Here is a 15104-nt window from a genome sequence, read left to right as displayed (position 1 = left end):
ATTCTACCGCCGCACCCCGTGCGCGGCGCGGTCAGGCCTCGTCTTCGAGCAGCCGCACGGTGCGGATGCTGGTGACGGGCAGCGTGCGCTCGACGTCGGCGGCGCGATCCCGCCCGCGCAGGCGCCCCCCGCCGAGACCGGTGACCTCGAGCACGAGTTCGCGAGAGGTGTCGTCGGGCATGGCGACCGTCACGGAGAGCACGGCGCGGTGGCGTACCGCGTGGTCGAGCTCGCGGTCGAGCCATGCCGACTCGGCATCCGGCCCCTGCGCGTCGCGCAGGCGCGCGATGAGCGGCGCGTAGCGGTCGCCGGGCGCGTCGGCGGGTTCGGGGTCGACGAGCGCCGTGCGGGCAGCGCGCTCCTCGCTTCCATCGGCGTCCAGGAGGGTGGCCGGGTAGTGCTCGTCGGCCAGCGACCAGAACACGCTCTCCCGCCCGACGCGGCTCACCAGTGCGTCGCCGTCGGCCACGAGCCCCAGGGGGCGCAGTGCCTGATCGACGCCGATCGCCTGCAGCACATGCGGATCCGACGACTCGACGCGCGTCGTGCCGTTCTGGGTGCGCACCGTCACCACACCGTGGCGCTGCGCGGCCTGCCCCACGAGATAGCGCAGCGGCTGGGGAACATCGGTCAGCGAGATCTCGTCGAGGAACGCGATCACCGAGTCCTCGGTCTCTCCCGCGGCGAATGCTGCGGCGACGCCGTCGGCCGTGAAGCGGTAAGAAGACGCCTGCGACGCGGATTCGCGGCGGGCGAGCAGTCGCAGCCGCAGATCCAGCGATGGCAGCAGCGGGCCGGGAGCGATCGCCGTGAGGTCGTTCTGCAGAAAGATGCGGTCGACCTCGGCGGGCAACAGGGCGGCGAGGGCTGCGGCATCCGCCGATCCGCCCGCGGCGAGCGGCACTGACCACGGCGTGGTCCGCCCGTCGGCGACGAGCCCGAGCAGCGCGGCACGACGCTGCAGGTCGTCGACCGTCTGCGGCCATCGGTCGTCCCACGGATGCGCCGACGCCCACGATCCCACGGGGATCCATCCGCCCTCGGGCGCGCGCACTCCGGCCGGGAGCGCATCGCGGAAGGCATCGGCCAGCACCGTCCATCGCTCGATGCCGGGAAGGTGCAGCCAGTGCTCGCCGTCGGTGGTCAGCCGCAGGGTACGCTCGACAGGTCGCAGCAGCCGTGCGGCGACGGCGATGGCGAACAGATCGTCGAGCAGGTCGGTGTCATCGGGCAGGCCGTGCTCGATGGCCCGCCGCTTCTCGGACATCCCCACCGCGCCACTGGCCAGGAGTGCGTAAGGGGCGTCCTTGGCGAGCAGGAGCACGTCCGCGATGGCGCGCACCGACGTGAAGGCGCGTTCGGCCGCACGGGCTGCGGAGGCGTCGTCGAGCGTCGCCGTGTCGGCGGGCGCGCGGGAGGGACGCACCGGTCGCCGGCCGGCGAGAGCCGCGCTGACGGAGGGGAACGGCACGCCGTCGGCGGCCAGCAGGGCGAGCGCATCGAGTGCTGCGCGGTCGCCGCCTGCGCCCTCGGGGCGCGTGCCGGCGAGGATCAGTGCCTCGGCCTCGGCGGACGAGAGCGTCGGGAGCACGCGGGCGACGGATGCGGGATCCAGCAGCGCCTCGGCCGCATCGAAGAAGTCGTGCCAGTCCGCATCCGCACGCACACCGCGCCGATCCAGCAGCGCCGCGAGCTCGTCGTCGCGGCGCGCGGCCAGGATCTCGGCGAGAGCACGGGCGTGACTGCTCATATCCGATCGGTGCGGGCGTCAGGAGCGACGGGCCGCGCGCCCCTTCCGCACGAAGCTCATCACGAGCAGCGCGATGATCATCGCCAGCGCGAGGGGAAGGCCCCAGAGCGGGATCGCCGCGACGACGGGCCACACCCCGCCGCCGAAGTCGGTCTGGGCCATGCCGACGGCCGTGCCGATGATGATCGCGAAGAAGCAGATCACTGATGCGGCGGCAAGGCCGAGGGCGGTGAAGGCGAGAACGCGATCGATCGCGCGCACAGGCGGATCGGCGGGGCGTTCAGGAGCGGACATCCGTCTCAGCCTACTCGCTTGCCGACCGGTAGGCTGGAGGGTGCGGATGCACCCGTCCGCGCATCCCATCCCCGGGCGGTACGGCCCGGCGCAGCATCAGTGAGGTTGTCCCATGCCCAGCGGCAAGGTCAGGTTCTACGACGACGAGAAGGGGTTCGGCTTCATCGCCTCCGATGACGGCCAGGACGTCTTCCTGCACGCCACGGCCCTTCCCGAGGGGACGAGCGTCAAGGCGGGCACCCGCCTCGAGTTCGGCATCGCCGACGGTCGCCGCGGTCCGCAGGCGCTGTCTGTTCGCGTGCTGGAGGCACCGCCGAGCCTGTCGAAGGCGAAGCGCACCCCGGCCGATGACATGGCCGTGATCGTGGAAGACCTCGTCAAGCTGCTCGACGGGGTCGGCGCAGACCTGCGTCGCCGCCGCTACCCTTCGGCCGCCCACGGGCGCAAGATCGCGGCGATGCTGCGGAAGGTCGCGGATGACTTCGACGCCTGAGCCCGACGAGCGGCTCGTGGGAGCACGCGAGCTCGCGCTCGCCGCGTTGCACGAGATCACTCCGGCGGCCACCGTCGGTCCCGCGGCGGGGCACGCCGTCGAAGACGACGGGTCCGTGTCGTTGCGGTTCGAGAACCGCCTGCCGGGATATCCGGGCTGGTTCTGGACGGTCACCGTGGCCCGCGTCGATGACGCCGATCCGACCGTGCTCGAGGTCGAGCTTCTTCCCGGGGAAGGCGCCCTGGTCGCCCCCGACTGGGTGCCGTGGGCGGAGCGACTGGCCGAGTACCGCGCGCATCAGGCCGAGCTCGCCGAGCGCGCCTCCGCGGAGGAGACGGCGGCCGACGCGGATACCGCCGCCGGTCTTGACGACGACGATGACGACGACGAACACGAGGTCGGCGATCTGCTGCACGCGGGAGACCTCGACGGCGTCGACATCGACGAGCTCGATGACTCGGAGCCTGCGGACGATGAGCCTGCGGACGCGTCCGACGACGATCGGGAGGACGACGACGCCGCGGAAGGCGAGCCGACCGACGCTGACTCGGCGAACGAAGAGCCGAACGAAGACTGACGGCGGCGCTCAGACCGACGCGCCGCCGTTGTCGAGCACGTAGTCGATGCTGCGGATCAGCTGACGCACATCATCGGGCTCGATCGAGACGAACGTCGCGATGCGCAACTGGTTGCGGCCCAGCTTTCGGTACGGCTCGGTGTCGACGACTCCGTTGGCGCGCAGCGTCTTGGCGATCGCCGCGGCATCCACACCGTCTTCGAAATCGATCGTGACGACGACGGGGGAGCGGTCGGCGGCGTCCGCGACGAACGGCGTCGCCACCGGCGATGCCTCCGCCCAGTCGTACAGCGTCTGCGACGACTCCGCGGTGCGCGCGGCGGCCCAGGAGAGTCCGCCGTTGTCGAGGATCCACCCGAGTTGGCTGTCGAGCAGGTGCAGCGTGGTGAGAGCTGGTGTGTTCAGCGTCTGCTCGAGGCGGGAGTTGGTGAGCGCACCCTGCAGGCTGAGGAAGTCGGGGATGTAGCGGTCGCCGGCCGCGATGCGCTCGATGCGCTCGATGGCCGCGGGGGAGACGGCGGCGAACCACAGACCACCGTCGGAACCGAGGTTCTTCTGCGGGGCGAAGTAGTAGACGTCGGTCTCGGTGATGTCGACGTCGATGCCGCCCGCGGCACTCGTCGCGTCGATCACGGTGAGGGCGCCCTCGGCATCGACGCGGCGCACGGGGGCGGCGACGCCGGTCGAGGTCTCGTTGTGCGGCCAGGCGTACACGTCGATGCCCTCGACGATCTCCGCCTCGGCGCGCGTGCCTGGCTCGGCCTTGCGCACATCCGGCGCGGTCAGCCACGGTGCGGCGGCGGCTTTGGCGAACTTGCCGCCGAACTCTCCGAAGACGAGGTTCTGCGCGCGGTTCTCGATGAGGCCGAAGGAGGCGGCATCCCAGAATGCCGTCGACCCGCCGTTGCCGAGGATGATCTCGTAGCCGTCGGGCAGCGAGAACAGATCGGCGAGACGGGCGCGCACGCTGCCGACGAGGTTCTTCACCGGCGCCTGGCGATGGGATGTTCCCAGCAGCGATGCGCCGACCGTCGCAAGGGCATCGACCTGGGCCGGACGCACCTTGGAGGGACCGCAGCCGAAGCGGCCGTCGACGGGCAGGAGTTCGCGGGGGATCTCGATCGCCATGCCCCGATTGTAGGGCGAGCGCGCAGGTGGCCCCGACCACGTGACACCCCGCCTCGGAGCCCTGCGAAGAAGGTAGGCTTCCCTAAGCAGCAGCGACAAGGGGGATCGATGACCGATCTGATCGACACCACGGAGATGTACCTCCGCACCATCCTCGAACTCGAGGAGGAGAACATCGTGCCGCTGCGCGCGCGCATCTCCGAGCGGCTCGGTCACTCGGGTCCGACGGTGTCGCAGACCGTGGGGCGCATGGAGCGCGACGGACTGGTCGTCGTCTCCGAGGACCGGCGACTCGAGCTGACCGACTCCGGGCGCCGCAAGGCCGTCGACGTGATGCGCAAGCACCGCCTCGCCGAGCGTCTGCTCTCGGACGTGATCGGGCTGGACTGGGCGTATGTGCACGAGGAAGCCTGCCGCTGGGAGCACGTCATGAGCGAGCAGGTCGAACTGCGCCTCGTCGAACTGCTCGGCCACCCCACCGAGTCGCCCTACGGCAACCCGATCCCCGGCCTGGAGCAGCTGGGCGGCAGCTCGGCGCGCACGTTCGAAGAGGGCGTCGTGGGACTCGTGGAGCACATGAACGCCGCGGACGGCCCGGTCACCGGAACCGTGCGGCGTCTCGCCGAGCCCGCGCAGGTCGACCCAGAACTGCTGCAGCAACTGCGCGAGGCCGGTGTGGTGCCCGGCGCGAGCGGCGGCTTCCGGTTCAACGAGGGCTACGTGCTCATCGAGATGGACGGCAAGGATGAAGGACTCGAGCTGCCGGTCGAGCTCGCCTCGCACATCTTCCTCGTCGCCTGAGGCGAATCATGCCGGAGAGATCCGGGATATTGCCAGCTTTTCAGGGTGACAGAATCGTTATCTTCCGGTAACGTCGATCCGGTCGTCGACGAGAAGCCCGTCGGCGGTCACCGTGACGGATGGCCTCATCGGTTCGTCGCCGTCGCGGATGGGACGGTGCGTCGTGTCCCGAGCACGTGCGCGCCCCGAGAAACGAAACCCGACGAGCCGGTGCCGCGCCACCGAGGCCCTGGAGGAACAGCGTTGGCTGCAGAGATCGACAAGACCGGCACGAAAACAGAAGAGCTCTCCCCGGCACCCCGCTCCAGCGGCAGCAAGCGCTCTCGTTCGGCGGTCAAGCCGATCCGCTCGATCGCGATCTTCGGCGCCGTCGGCGCCCTCGTCACGGCGATCGCTCTGCCCGCATTCGCCAGCGGCGCCGCTCCGCAGGGCGCCGCCGCCACGACCATGCACCAGCTCGCGGCCGACAACTCGCAGTCGGTCGTCGTCGCCTCCGAGGCGACCGCCGCATCCTCCGAACGCGAAGAGTTCACGGCGACGACGCCGGAAGAGATCGAGAAGGCCAAGGCGGAAGCGGCGGCTGCCGCGCGCGCCGCCTCTCTCGCCGAGAACTCCGGCGGCGGATGGCCGGCCGGGCTCGACCTCAGCATGGTCTCGCCGGGCTCCGGCGAGGTGCGCTGGCCGCTGATCCCCGGCTCGTTCACCTCGGGCGAGACGCCCGGTGCGGGACGCAACCACGAGGGCTGGGACATGCTCGCCCCCGGCGGAACCCCGATCTACGCGGCCGCTGCCGGGTATGTGCGCGTCTCCAGCGAGAACTACGGCGGCTACGGCGTCGGCATCGTGATCGATCACACCATCGCGGGCACACCGGTGACTACCGTCTACGGACACATGATCTACGGTTCGCGCATGGTGTCTGAAGGCGAGTACGTGCAGGCCGGGCAGATGATCGGTCTCGTCGGCGAGACGGGTCATGCCTTCGGCACCCACCTGCACTTCGAGGTGCACATCAACGGCGGCATCGTCGACCCTTCGGTCTGGCTCCCCGCCAACGCGGGCTGAGTCGGCACGGATCCCCAGAGAGTCCCGCTTTTCTCGATCATCGTCGCGCCGAGTGCGCCGTTGCGCGCGCCATAGAATGGTGTCAGCGCCTTCGTAGCTCAGTCGGATAGAGCAGCCCTCTCCTAAAGGGCAGGTCGCAGGTTCGAATCCTGTCGAGGGCACGTATGCGAATGGCGCCGTCCTTTTCGGACGGCGCCATTCGCATACGTGGAACGGTGGTCAGTGCGCCGCGTTGTACGCCTCGGTGATCTCGGCGGGGATGCGACCGCGCTCTGACACGGAATAGCCGTTGCTCGCGGCCCAGGCGCGGATCGCCGCGACCTCGGGGTTGCGACCGCGGGTGCGGACGGCACGGGGGGCGGGACGCCCGGCGCGCGACGCACGGCGTCCGGCCTCGATGAACGGGGCGAGCGCCGCGCGCAGTTCCTCTGCACGTGCGTGCGTCAGGTCGATCTCGTAGGCATTTCCGTCGAGCGAGAAATGCACCGTCTCTCCGTCGCCGCTGTCGAGAACCGTGCCGTCGATATCGTCGACGAGCTGATGAATGATTTTACGTGCCATGGGGATAATGTACGAGAATCGGGGGCGAATTCACAATCACAATCGCCGACGTCATCCATTTGCCGAAGAATTCGCGCGTTATTCGTGCGCGGGATCGATGAGCTTCAATCCGATGACGCATCCCACGAGACCGGCGATGAGCAGTAGCCGCAGCCACGAGAACTCCGTATCACCGGTGATCGTCGCCCACACCACGGTGAGCGCGGCGCCGATCCCCACCCACACGGCGTATGCCGTTCCTGTGGCGATATCGCGCATCGCCCAGGCGAGGCCCGCCATCGACAGCGCGAGACCGACGAAGAAGATCACACTCGGCCACAATCGGGACAAGCCCTCTGATTTGCCCAGCGCTGTTGCCCACACGGCTTCGAGCACTCCGGAGAGGATCAAGATCAACCACGACATGACAGACCCTTTCAGGCCAGTCTTTTCGCATTCCGGGTACTGGTCCACCTCGTCCGGGGCGGCGGGGTGCGCCACCGATTCATATTCTACGGAATGCGATCAGGGCAGGAGATGTGCACGACGGGCGCGGGCCACGGCGGCATGCCGCGTCGACGCGTCGAGCTTCGACATCGCACTGCCCAGATACGCCTTGACGGTCGATTCGCGCAGGCCGAGCTCGGCGGCCACCTGCGCGTTGCTCGCGCCGAGGGCGACGCACGCCAGCACATCCGTCTCCCGGGGGGAGAGATGCACGGCAGCCGTGGCGTCGGAGGCGACGGGCCCGCGCAGCGGATCGTCGGTGAGCGCGACGATCCGCTGCTGCACGGCATCGATCCGCTCGCGCAGCTGCGGATCGGCGACGGCAGCGGCGATGCTGCGCAACTCGGCGAAGCTCTCCCGCAGCTCTTCGCGCACATGGGCGCTGACGCTAGGCGATTCAGAAGCGGGGGCTGATCGCCGCACGGGGGTGCGTGATCCGCCACTCAGTGCGAGCCGCCGCACCCGGTCGTCGACCTCGTCGCGGATGCGCAGCTCGGCCCCCAGGGTCTCGGCGACGCGCATGGCGGGGACGGTGGACACGCCGCCGACGTCGCTCTGCTCCCAGGCGCCGGCGTACAGCACGCCGCGTGAGCGCCCGCCCACGACGACGGGCACGGCCAGCAGCGTGCGCAGGCCCTCGCCGAGCACGAAGCCGTCGTAGTCGTGCGTGATGAACGGCGAGGTGCGGTAATCGCGGGTCATGCGTGGTCGAAGCTCGGTGAGAGCGCGCCCGCCGAGGCCGCGCAGGGGCTGCACCTTGAGTCCCTCCAGCCGCCGGGTGCGCGTGCCGACGATCGAGGTGACGTTGACCTCGCCGTCTTCGATGAGACCGCCGAAGGTGACAGGGAATCCGGTGAGACGGGCGAGCTCCCGGACCGCGTCGGCGAGCAGATCCCGATCGCTTCCGCTGCGTCGGGGAGTGTTCATCGGGCACCGGCTTTCGGGAGTGAGCCTTTCGCGACGACGGTACCAGCACGGGCCGTCCGCCGGCCCCGGCGGCCTACTCGCCGGGGCCCGCGGAGTTCCTGCGCCGCCTGTGCGCATCGGCCTCGAGGTCGATGAGGTAGCGCTTGCGTTCGGGATGCGCGCCGTACTGGCCGGGGGAGCCGTCGGAGCGCACCACGCGGTGCACGGGGACGACGATCGAGAACGGGGTCGTCCGGCAGGCCGATCCCACGGCGCGCGCAGCCCCCGGGCTGCCGGCGTGCACGGCGATCTCGCCGTATGCCGCGGTCTCGCCCCACGGGATCTCGCAGATCGCCTGAAGGGCGGTCAGGGCGAACCCGCTGACGAGACGCCAGTCGAGGCGGACACGCTCGTCGAAGCGCACGGGTTCGCCTTCGAAGTACGACTCCAGCAGATCCTGCAGCTCCTCGCCGCATCCGGGATCCGCCTCGATGACCGCACCGAGGCGTCGGGACAGGCCCTCCAGGAGCCACGGCGCCTCCAGGTCGGCCTCGTCGGTGAGTTCGAGAGCGACGAGGCCCTCGTCGGAGAACACGGCGAGGGCGGGGCTGAAGGGCGTCGTGAGGATGTCGTGGTGAAACGTCATGGGGCCATCCTGCCGTCGGGGGGCGGCACCGGGGTGCGTGGAGCCGTGAACGGGGGAAACGCCGTCGAATTCCCTGACTGGGGAGGAGAACCGTGCCAATCCCGTGAAACTCGGCGCCCTTACAGGGCGAACCGGCGTGTCGCGCCTACTCTTTTCGTGTGTGGCGACGGGACAACAGCATCACGGAATCGGTCGAATCGACCTCCGTGTCGCTCGGTGACGTCGGCGACGGCGACGCCGGGGTCGTCATGGCGCACGCGGCCGAGGGCGAGCGCTCGCGGCTCCGCGCCGAGGCGGCCCTTCTGGGCGGGCCCTCGCCGCTGACGGCGTTCCACGACGTCCCCGAGGCGGGCATCGACATCTCCCGGGCGCATCCGGGGAGCCTCCCGCAGTTCATCACCGGTCGATCCACGCTGCTGTCGAACCTGTTCCGCGACGAGGTCGGGCTGCGCACCGCACGGCTGGCCGCCGAACGCATCACCGCCAAGCACACCGAACTGCGCACCGTACGGGGGATCGACGCCGTGCACCTGGCCGTCGGCATGGCGACCTGGCGGATCGGCGGCGTCTCGTTCGCGGCGCCCATGCTCCTGCGTCCGCTCGCGATCCGCCGGCATCACTCCGACTTCGAGGTGAAGCTGCACGGGTCGTTCTTCGTGAACCCCGAACTCGTGCGGGTCATGCGCGATCACTTCGGCATCTCGCTCGACGCGGATGCGCTCGCCGCGCTCGCGTACTCGGGCGGCGTGTTCACCCCGCAGCCCGCGATCGACCGGCTGCGCGCGGCGACGTCGGCGATCGACACGTTCGCCGTGCATCCGCGTCTGGTCGTCTCCACGTTCGCCGAGGTCGGGTCGGCCATGGCGCGCGACGCCTACGACCTCGATCACCCGGTGCTCAACGCGCTCGCCGGCCACGCCGCCGACCGCGAGAGCGTCTCGACCCGCAAGCCCGAACCGGTCATCGTGAGCCCCGATGAGCGCGCCCCGGCGTCGGACACGCTGCTCCTGGACGCCGACGCCGAGCAGGAGGCCGTGCTCGCCCGCATCGCCACCGGGCAGTCGTTGGTCGTCTCGACGCTGCCGGGCACGGGTGGCACCCAGACCGTCATCAACGCCGTTGGTGAGCTCGTGCGCGCCGGCAAACGCGTGCTCATTGTGTCGGCGCGCCGCTCCACGCTCGACGGCGTGCGGCACCGACTGCGCGGCATCGGTCTCGACGGGCTCGCCGTCTCGCCGGCGACCGTGCGCGGAGACCTCGTGCGGGCGATCGGTCGCAACGAGAAGGCCGCACCGCCCAAGCTCACCGAGATCGACGACGCCCTCGTGCGCTTGCGCACGGTGCTCCGCGACTATCGCGGGGCGCTCGCACGCCGCGATCCCGAGCTCGATGCCTCGGTGCTCGACGCCACCCGGGTGCTCACTCGCCTCGCCTCGCTGCCCACGCCGCCGTCGACGACCGCGCGGCTGGACCGCCGGGCGCTGGAGCGCGTCGCGAAGGATCGCCCCCGTGCAGCCCAGGCGCTGCAGATGGCCGCACGGCTGGGCGAGTTCCGCTTCGGACCCGACGACTCGCCCTGGTACGGCGTGACCTTCGCCTCGACCGATGCCGCGCACGCCGCGCACGCGCTGGCCGGGCGTCTGCACTCCGAGAGCGTGCCGCAGCTGCTCGAGCGCGGGTATGAGCTCGTCGCCCAGACCAGGATGCGCCCCTTCGCCACGATCGGCGAGATGGGGGAGTTCCTGCGGCTGCTGGAAGGCATCCGCGACTCCCTCGACAGATTCAACTCGACGGTGTTCGAGCGTCCGCTCGGTGACCTCATCCGCGCGCACGGTCCGCGTCGCGAGGCCGCCTCGATGACCGGCGCCAACCGCCGTCGTCTGCGCCGCCTGGCGAAGGAGTACGTGCGGCCCGGCGCGCATCCCGGCGACATGCACGAGGCACTGATCCGCATCCAGACGCAGCGCACGCAGTGGCAGCGTTACGTCGATGCCGGCGTGGCGCCCGAGGTGCCGCTGGGGCTCGACGACGTCGCGGCGGCGTGGGAGCGCACGGATGGCGAGCTCGCCGACCTCGACAGCGCCCTCGGCCGGCGTGAGCCGCTGAGCTCGCTGCCCGTGGACACCCTCGTGCGCACACTGGCGGGACTGGCCGCGAAGTCGGATGTGTTCGACAACCTGCTCGAGCGCGCCCAGCTGCGCGACCGGCTCGCGCAGTGGGGTCTGGAGCCCTTGCTGGTCGACATGTCGACCCGCCACGTCGCCGAGGAGCGGGTGGCCGACGAGCTCGAGTACGCGTGGTGGCAGTCGCTGCTCGAGCAGCAGCTGCAGCAGAACCGCGCGCTGCTCGGGGCCAACACGGCTGTGGTCGATCGATTGGAGCGCGACTTCCGGCTCGTCGATGAGGCCCACGCCGCCGCCGCTGGGCCGTTGCTGGCCTGGCAGCTGGCCGGGCAGTGGCGCATCGGCATCGTCGACGAGGCGCAGGAGGCGCAGAACCTGCGTGCCGCGCTCACCCGGCCGCGCACGACGGCCGCCGAGCTCGTCGCCGCGGCCCCCAACCTCATGCGCATCGCCGCGCCGGTGTGGATCGCCTCGCCGTATCAGGTGCCCGAGATCCCCGACGACGTCGCCTTCGACGCCCTGCTGCTCGTGGATGCCGCCGCCATCGACCTCGCCGAGGCGACTCCCGCCATCCGGCGTGCCCGCCAGATCGTCGCCTTCGGCGATCCGGTCACGCAGAAGCCGACGCCGTTCACCGTCGCCGCCGTGCCGGCACCGGACCGCGAGGACGATGAGGAGACGCCGTTCGACGAGGTCTCGGTGTTCGAGAGGCTCGCCGAACTGCTGCCGGTGACCACGCTCACCCAGAGTTATCGAGCCGGCGGCGAGGACCTCGCCGAACTGATCAACGACGCCTTCTACGGCGGGGACATCGTCTCGCTCCCGTGGGCGGGATCGTACCTGGGGCGCGGCAGCCTTGCCGTCGATTACGTGGAGGGCGGTATCGGCACGCCCGACCCGGTCACGGGTGCGATCGAGAGCCCCGAGCCCGAGCTCGCGAGGGTCGTCACCCTGGTCGTGGAGCACGCCGTGCACCGGCCGACCGAGTCGCTCATGGTCGTGACCGTGAGCAGGCGCCACGCCGACCGCGTGACGGCGGCCGTGAACGCCGCCTTCGCGGGGCGTTCGGATGTCGCGGACTTCGTCGGCCGCGAGACGGCCGAGCCGTTCGCCGTGCTGACACTGGAGGAATCGGCAGCGGAGAGCCGCGACCGCGTGGTCTTCTCGCTCGGCTACGGGCTGACCAAGCACGGCCGGGTGCTGAGCGACTTCGGAGACCTGTCGGGTCCCGATGGGGAGCGGCTGCTCACGGTCGGGATGACCCGCGCCCGACGGTCGATGGTGATCGTGTCGTCGATCCGGCCCTCGGCCTTCGACGACGGGCGGCTGGAGCACGGCGCCGCAAGCCTCATGTCCATCCTCGGCGGCCTGGCCTCGCACCGCCGCGACGAGCGCCTGGAAGACCTCGCCGACCCGCTCACGCTCGTGCTCGCCCGTGAGCTGCGCCGGCTCGGCGCCTCTGTCGACGTCGACTACCGCGGCAGGCTGCCGCTGGTCGCCCAGCACGACGGCAAGGCGATCGTCATCGAATCCGACCCGGACGCACGGGGAGACTCGCTGCGCGAGACGCTGCGTCTGCGACCGCAGGTGCTGCGGCGCCTGGGCTGGCACTACATCCGCGTGCACGCCTTCGACCTGTACAGCGATCCGGTCGGCGTGGCCGAACGCATCGCGGGTGTGCTCGGGATCACCGCGGCGGCTCCGCGCGCTGACGGCGACACCCAGCCGATCCGGGTCATCGCGGCCGGTGATGAGTGAGCCCGAGCCCCGACAGCGCATCGTGCGCATGCCGGGGTCTCGTCGCGTGAAGCTGACCCCGGCGCCCGGAACGCACGCGGAGCCGGATACCCGGGAACGACGAACGGGCGCCGCGAGCGCCGCCCGTTCGAAGGATGCGGGCCAGAACGACGAGCGGCTGCGCCGCGACGTTCCGCCGCACTACTGAGCCGTCTGCAGACCTCGCGGACGGCGAAGGACTACTTGACCGCGGAGTTCTTCTCCAGCAGGTCGCGGATCTGGACGAGCAGCTCCTGCTCGGTCAGCTCGGGCTCCTCCTGCTCGACGCCCGATGCTGCGGCCTGGAGCTCCTTGGCCTTGTTCATCGGGAGCACGAAGACGAAGTACACCACGAGAGCGACGGCGAGGAAGCTGATCACCGCACCGATGACCGCGCCGAACGAGAACGTCGTCGTTCCGCCCGCGAGTGTCGGGACGGTGACCTTGAGCGCATCGTCGAGGCTGTCGGCCTGGAAGAACAGGCCGATGAGCGGGTTGATGATCGCGTCGACCACGACGTTGACGATCGCGGTGAAGGCTGCGCCGATGACCACGGCGACCGCGAGGTCGATGACGTTGCCGCGGAGGATGAAGTCCTTGAATCCCTGGAACACGGATACCCCTTTACGGTTCGGGCCTCAGGTGGTCGAGGCCGGAGCCGCCGCGGGCGCCGGGGTGGATCCCGTCGACGATTCCGTCTTCGATGATGCCGAAGCCGGCGTCGATTCGCCAGATGCGGCACGCGAGTCGGTGCGATAGAAGCCCGACCCGTTGAACGTGACGCCGATGGATCCGTACTCCTTGCGAAGTCGTCCGGTGCATTCCGGGCAATCGGTCAACGACGGTTCGGTGAAGCTTTGCACGGCGTCGAAGCGGTGCCCGCAGGCGATGCAGGCGTAGGAATAGGTGGGCATGGTTCTCGTGTTCCGATAGGGCGGGTGCTGATGGGGTTCTGGCGGAGGGTCAGTCGTCCGCGGACGACAGGGCGAGCGTTCGAGTGGGGGTGACGACTCCGGTGACCGGCTGGTCGTGCAGCTCGCGGGGGAGCTCGACGCCGTCGAACACCTCCGAGTCGTACACGACGGCGTACACAGGAGGGCGCTTCTGCATCGAGCCGAGCGTCTTGTCGAAGTAACCGCGGCCCCAGCCCAGGCGGGTGCCGGATGCGTCGACGGCGGCGGCGGGGATGATCATGAGATCGACCTCGTCGACCGCGATGGGGCCGAGCACCTCGCCGGTCGGCTCGGGCAGTCCGAACAGCCCGACGTTCTCCTGTTCGGTCTCATCGGCCACGGCCCAGTCGAGCAGCCCGTCGGAGCGGGTGATCGGCAGCAGCACGCGGATGCCGCGGGCGATGGCCGCGTTCAGGAACGGGCGGGTGTCGGGCTCGGTGGTCGTGGCGAGGAAGCACGAGACGGATTGCGCGTCGTGGGCGTCGACGAGGGCGTAGAGCTGGGCGGCGATGCCGGTGGCGGCCTCTTCGCGCTGGACCTCGGTGAGCAGCTGCCTGCGTTCGCGCAGCTCCGCGCGCAGTGCGCGCTTGGCGTCGTCGAAGTCATCCGGCATGCACCGATTCTACCGAGGGCGCTCGGCTAGTCTGGTCCGATGGCGATTTCTCAGATCAAGGCCGTGATCCCCGCCGCAGGTCTCGGCACACGGTTCCTGCCTGCGACGAAGGCGATGCCCAAGGAGATGCTCCCCGTCGTCGACAAGCCGGCGATCCAGTACGTCGTCGAGGAGGCGGTGGAGGCCGGCATCGACGACATCCTCGTCATCATCGGTCGCAACAAGAACGCCATCTCCAATCATTTCGACTCGGTTCCCGAGCTCGAGGAGAAGCTCACAGAGAAGGGCGATACCGGCCGGCTCGCCCACGTGATGAAGTCCAGCGATCTCGCCGATATCCACTACCTGCGCCAGGGTGAGCCGAAGGGCCTCGGCCATGCGGTGCTGCGGGCGAAGACGCACGTGGGCGACAGCTCGTTCGCCGTGCTCCTGGGCGATGACCTCATCGACGAGCGCGACCCGCTGCTGCCGACGATGATCGATAAGCACGTCGAGACCGGGGCGACCGTGATCGCCCTCATGGAGGTCGACCCCGACAGCATCCACATGTACGGCGCTGCTGCCGTCGAGTCGACCGGCGACCCCGACATCGTCAAGGTCACCGGGCTGGTCGAAAAGCCGGCCAAGGAGGATGCGCCCTCGAATCTCGCCGTCATCGGACGCTACGTGCTTCCCGCCGCGGTGTTCCCCATCCTCGAGCGCACCGAACCGGGCAAGGGCGGCGAGATCCAGCTGACGGATGCGCTGCAGGAGCTTGCGGCCGACGCCGACGGGCCGGGCGTGTACGGCGTCGTGTTCCGCGGTCGCCGCTATGACACCGGCGACCGCGTCGACTACATCAAGGCGATCGTGCAGCTGGCCTCGGACCGAGAAGACCTCGGGCCCGAGCTGCGCCCGTGGCTGAAGGATTTCGCGGAACGCCTCTGAGCGTC

The 15104-nt window shown here is 70.0% G+C and carries 17 protein-coding genes, 1 tRNA gene and 1 riboswitch; of the genes, 8 read left to right on the top strand and 10 right to left on the bottom strand.

What is annotated here, in order from left to right; all coding sequences use genetic code 11:
• Positions 1-31: 31 nt before the first annotated feature.
• Positions 32-1750, bottom strand: a complete 1719-nt coding sequence (locus tag BKA02_RS02095) for a helicase-associated domain-containing protein (protein WP_179430835.1) — start codon at positions 1748-1750, stop codon at positions 32-34.
• An 18-nt stretch (positions 1751-1768) separates the two neighbouring features.
• Positions 1769-2044: a multidrug ABC transporter ATPase gene (locus BKA02_RS02090; protein ID WP_179430833.1), complete on the bottom strand. Its 276-nt coding sequence runs from the start codon at positions 2042-2044 to the stop codon at positions 1769-1771.
• Positions 2045-2156: 112 nt separating this feature from the next.
• On the opposite strand from BKA02_RS02090, the gene BKA02_RS02085 reads away from it, so the two are divergent.
• Both BKA02_RS02085 and BKA02_RS02080 read left to right on the top strand, forming a co-directional pair.
• Entirely contained in the window at positions 2157-2537 is a 381-nt protein-coding gene (locus tag BKA02_RS02085; RefSeq protein ID WP_179430831.1) for a cold-shock protein, read from the top strand.
• A complete protein-coding gene (locus BKA02_RS02080; protein ID WP_179430829.1) occupies positions 2521-3114 on the top strand; it encodes a DUF3027 domain-containing protein in 594 nt (197 codons plus the stop codon). The genes BKA02_RS02085 and BKA02_RS02080 overlap by 17 nt, the downstream gene beginning before the upstream one ends.
• A gap of 9 nt (positions 3115-3123) precedes the next feature.
• Here BKA02_RS02080 and serC read toward each other — a convergent pair whose 3' ends face one another.
• Complete coding sequence (gene serC / locus BKA02_RS02075; RefSeq protein ID WP_179430827.1) at positions 3124-4242, bottom strand: phosphoserine transaminase; 1119 nt, start codon at positions 4240-4242, stop codon at positions 3124-3126.
• Positions 4243-4350: 108 nt separating this feature from the next.
• On the opposite strand from serC, the gene BKA02_RS02070 reads away from it, so the two are divergent.
• From BKA02_RS02070 to BKA02_RS02060, 3 genes are all read left to right on the top strand, one after another.
• A complete protein-coding gene (locus tag BKA02_RS02070) occupies positions 4351-5043 on the top strand; it encodes an iron-dependent transcriptional repressor DtxR (protein WP_179430825.1) in 693 nt (230 codons plus the stop codon).
• Positions 5044-5286: 243 nt separating this feature from the next.
• Complete coding sequence (locus BKA02_RS02065) at positions 5287-6108, top strand: M23 family metallopeptidase (protein ID WP_218844411.1); 822 nt, start codon at positions 5287-5289, stop codon at positions 6106-6108.
• Between the two features lie 87 nt (positions 6109-6195).
• A tRNA-Arg gene (locus BKA02_RS02060) sits at positions 6196-6269 on the top strand.
• A 58-nt stretch (positions 6270-6327) separates the two neighbouring features.
• Here BKA02_RS02060 and BKA02_RS02055 read toward each other — a convergent pair.
• The 4 genes from BKA02_RS02055 to BKA02_RS02040 all read right to left on the bottom strand — a co-directional run bounded on the left by BKA02_RS02055 (position 6328) and on the right by BKA02_RS02040 (position 8707).
• Complete coding sequence (locus BKA02_RS02055; protein WP_179430823.1) at positions 6328-6669, bottom strand: histone-like nucleoid-structuring protein Lsr2; 342 nt, start codon at positions 6667-6669, stop codon at positions 6328-6330.
• A gap of 78 nt (positions 6670-6747) precedes the next feature.
• Positions 6748-7074, bottom strand: coding sequence for a DMT family transporter (locus tag BKA02_RS02050; RefSeq protein ID WP_179430821.1), 327 nt, complete (start codon positions 7072-7074; stop codon positions 6748-6750).
• Between the two features lie 11 nt (positions 7075-7085).
• Positions 7086-7153: riboswitch (guanidine-III (ykkC-III) riboswitch) on the bottom strand.
• A gap of 20 nt (positions 7154-7173) precedes the next feature.
• Positions 7174-8082 (bottom strand): LuxR C-terminal-related transcriptional regulator, encoded by a 909-nt coding sequence (locus BKA02_RS02045; protein ID WP_179430819.1) that lies wholly within the window; start codon positions 8080-8082, stop codon positions 7174-7176.
• Between the two features lie 73 nt (positions 8083-8155).
• Entirely contained in the window at positions 8156-8707 is a 552-nt protein-coding gene (locus BKA02_RS02040) for a methylated-DNA--[protein]-cysteine S-methyltransferase (protein WP_179430817.1), read from the bottom strand.
• 248 nt (positions 8708-8955) lie between these two features.
• On the opposite strand from BKA02_RS02040, the gene BKA02_RS02035 reads away from it, so the two are divergent.
• Together BKA02_RS02035 and BKA02_RS02030 are read left to right on the top strand one after the other, a co-directional pair.
• Positions 8956-12588, top strand: a complete 3633-nt coding sequence (locus tag BKA02_RS02035) for an AAA family ATPase (RefSeq protein WP_218844655.1) — start codon at positions 8956-8958, stop codon at positions 12586-12588.
• A complete protein-coding gene (locus BKA02_RS02030) occupies positions 12581-12775 on the top strand; it encodes a hypothetical protein (protein ID WP_179430813.1) in 195 nt (64 codons plus the stop codon). The genes BKA02_RS02035 and BKA02_RS02030 overlap by 8 nt, the downstream gene beginning before the upstream one ends.
• A 31-nt stretch (positions 12776-12806) precedes the next feature.
• On the opposite strand, the gene mscL is transcribed toward BKA02_RS02030, so the two are convergent.
• Genes mscL through BKA02_RS02015 form a run of 3 tightly spaced genes read right to left on the bottom strand, consistent with a single transcriptional unit; the run spans position 12807 to position 14172 of the window.
• Entirely contained in the window at positions 12807-13220 is a 414-nt protein-coding gene (mscL, locus tag BKA02_RS02025) for a large conductance mechanosensitive channel protein MscL (RefSeq protein ID WP_179430811.1), read from the bottom strand.
• A gap of 24 nt (positions 13221-13244) precedes the next feature.
• Positions 13245-13520, bottom strand: coding sequence for an FmdB family zinc ribbon protein (locus BKA02_RS02020; protein ID WP_179430809.1), 276 nt, complete (start codon positions 13518-13520; stop codon positions 13245-13247).
• A 49-nt stretch (positions 13521-13569) separates the two neighbouring features.
• Positions 13570-14172 (bottom strand): 5-formyltetrahydrofolate cyclo-ligase, encoded by a 603-nt coding sequence (locus tag BKA02_RS02015; RefSeq protein WP_179430807.1) that lies wholly within the window; start codon positions 14170-14172, stop codon positions 13570-13572.
• 39 nt (positions 14173-14211) lie between these two features.
• Here BKA02_RS02015 and galU point away from each other — a divergent pair, with 39 nt between their 5' ends.
• Complete coding sequence (gene galU, locus BKA02_RS02010; protein ID WP_179430805.1) at positions 14212-15099, top strand: UTP--glucose-1-phosphate uridylyltransferase GalU; 888 nt, start codon at positions 14212-14214, stop codon at positions 15097-15099.
• Positions 15100-15104: the final 5 nt, after the last annotated feature.

This window comes from Microbacterium pseudoresistens (assembly GCF_013409745.1).
Taxonomy (GTDB): domain Bacteria; phylum Actinomycetota; class Actinomycetes; order Actinomycetales; family Microbacteriaceae; genus Microbacterium; species Microbacterium pseudoresistens.
This window is presented reverse-complemented; position numbering and strand designations above follow the sequence as displayed.

Coding starts and splice junctions, on each gene's coding strand:
- BKA02_RS02055 (WP_179430823.1), bottom strand. CDS start 6,669: ATGGCACGTAAAATCATTCATCAGCTCGTCGACGATATCGACGGCACG.
- BKA02_RS02085 (WP_179430831.1), top strand. CDS start 2,157: ATGCCCAGCGGCAAGGTCAGGTTCTACGACGACGAGAAGGGGTTCGGC.
- BKA02_RS02040 (WP_179430817.1), bottom strand. CDS start 8,707: ATGACGTTTCACCACGACATCCTCACGACGCCCTTCAGCCCCGCCCTC.
- BKA02_RS02090 (WP_179430833.1), bottom strand. CDS start 2,044: ATGTCCGCTCCTGAACGCCCCGCCGATCCGCCTGTGCGCGCGATCGAT.
- serC (WP_179430827.1), bottom strand. CDS start 4,242: ATGGCGATCGAGATCCCCCGCGAACTCCTGCCCGTCGACGGCCGCTTC.
- BKA02_RS02070 (WP_179430825.1), top strand. CDS start 4,351: ATGACCGATCTGATCGACACCACGGAGATGTACCTCCGCACCATCCTC.
- BKA02_RS02050 (WP_179430821.1), bottom strand. CDS start 7,074: ATGTCGTGGTTGATCTTGATCCTCTCCGGAGTGCTCGAAGCCGTGTGG.
- BKA02_RS02035 (WP_218844655.1), top strand. CDS start 8,956: ATGGCGCACGCGGCCGAGGGCGAGCGCTCGCGGCTCCGCGCCGAGGCG.
- BKA02_RS02015 (WP_179430807.1), bottom strand. CDS start 14,172: ATGCCGGATGACTTCGACGACGCCAAGCGCGCACTGCGCGCGGAGCTG.
- BKA02_RS02080 (WP_179430829.1), top strand. CDS start 2,521: ATGACTTCGACGCCTGAGCCCGACGAGCGGCTCGTGGGAGCACGCGAG.
- BKA02_RS02030 (WP_179430813.1), top strand. CDS start 12,581: ATGAGTGAGCCCGAGCCCCGACAGCGCATCGTGCGCATGCCGGGGTCT.
- BKA02_RS02095 (WP_179430835.1), bottom strand. CDS start 1,750: ATGAGCAGTCACGCCCGTGCTCTCGCCGAGATCCTGGCCGCGCGCCGC.
- BKA02_RS02045 (WP_179430819.1), bottom strand. CDS start 8,082: ATGAACACTCCCCGACGCAGCGGAAGCGATCGGGATCTGCTCGCCGAC.
- BKA02_RS02020 (WP_179430809.1), bottom strand. CDS start 13,520: ATGCCCACCTATTCCTACGCCTGCATCGCCTGCGGGCACCGCTTCGAC.
- galU (WP_179430805.1), top strand. CDS start 14,212: ATGGCGATTTCTCAGATCAAGGCCGTGATCCCCGCCGCAGGTCTCGGC.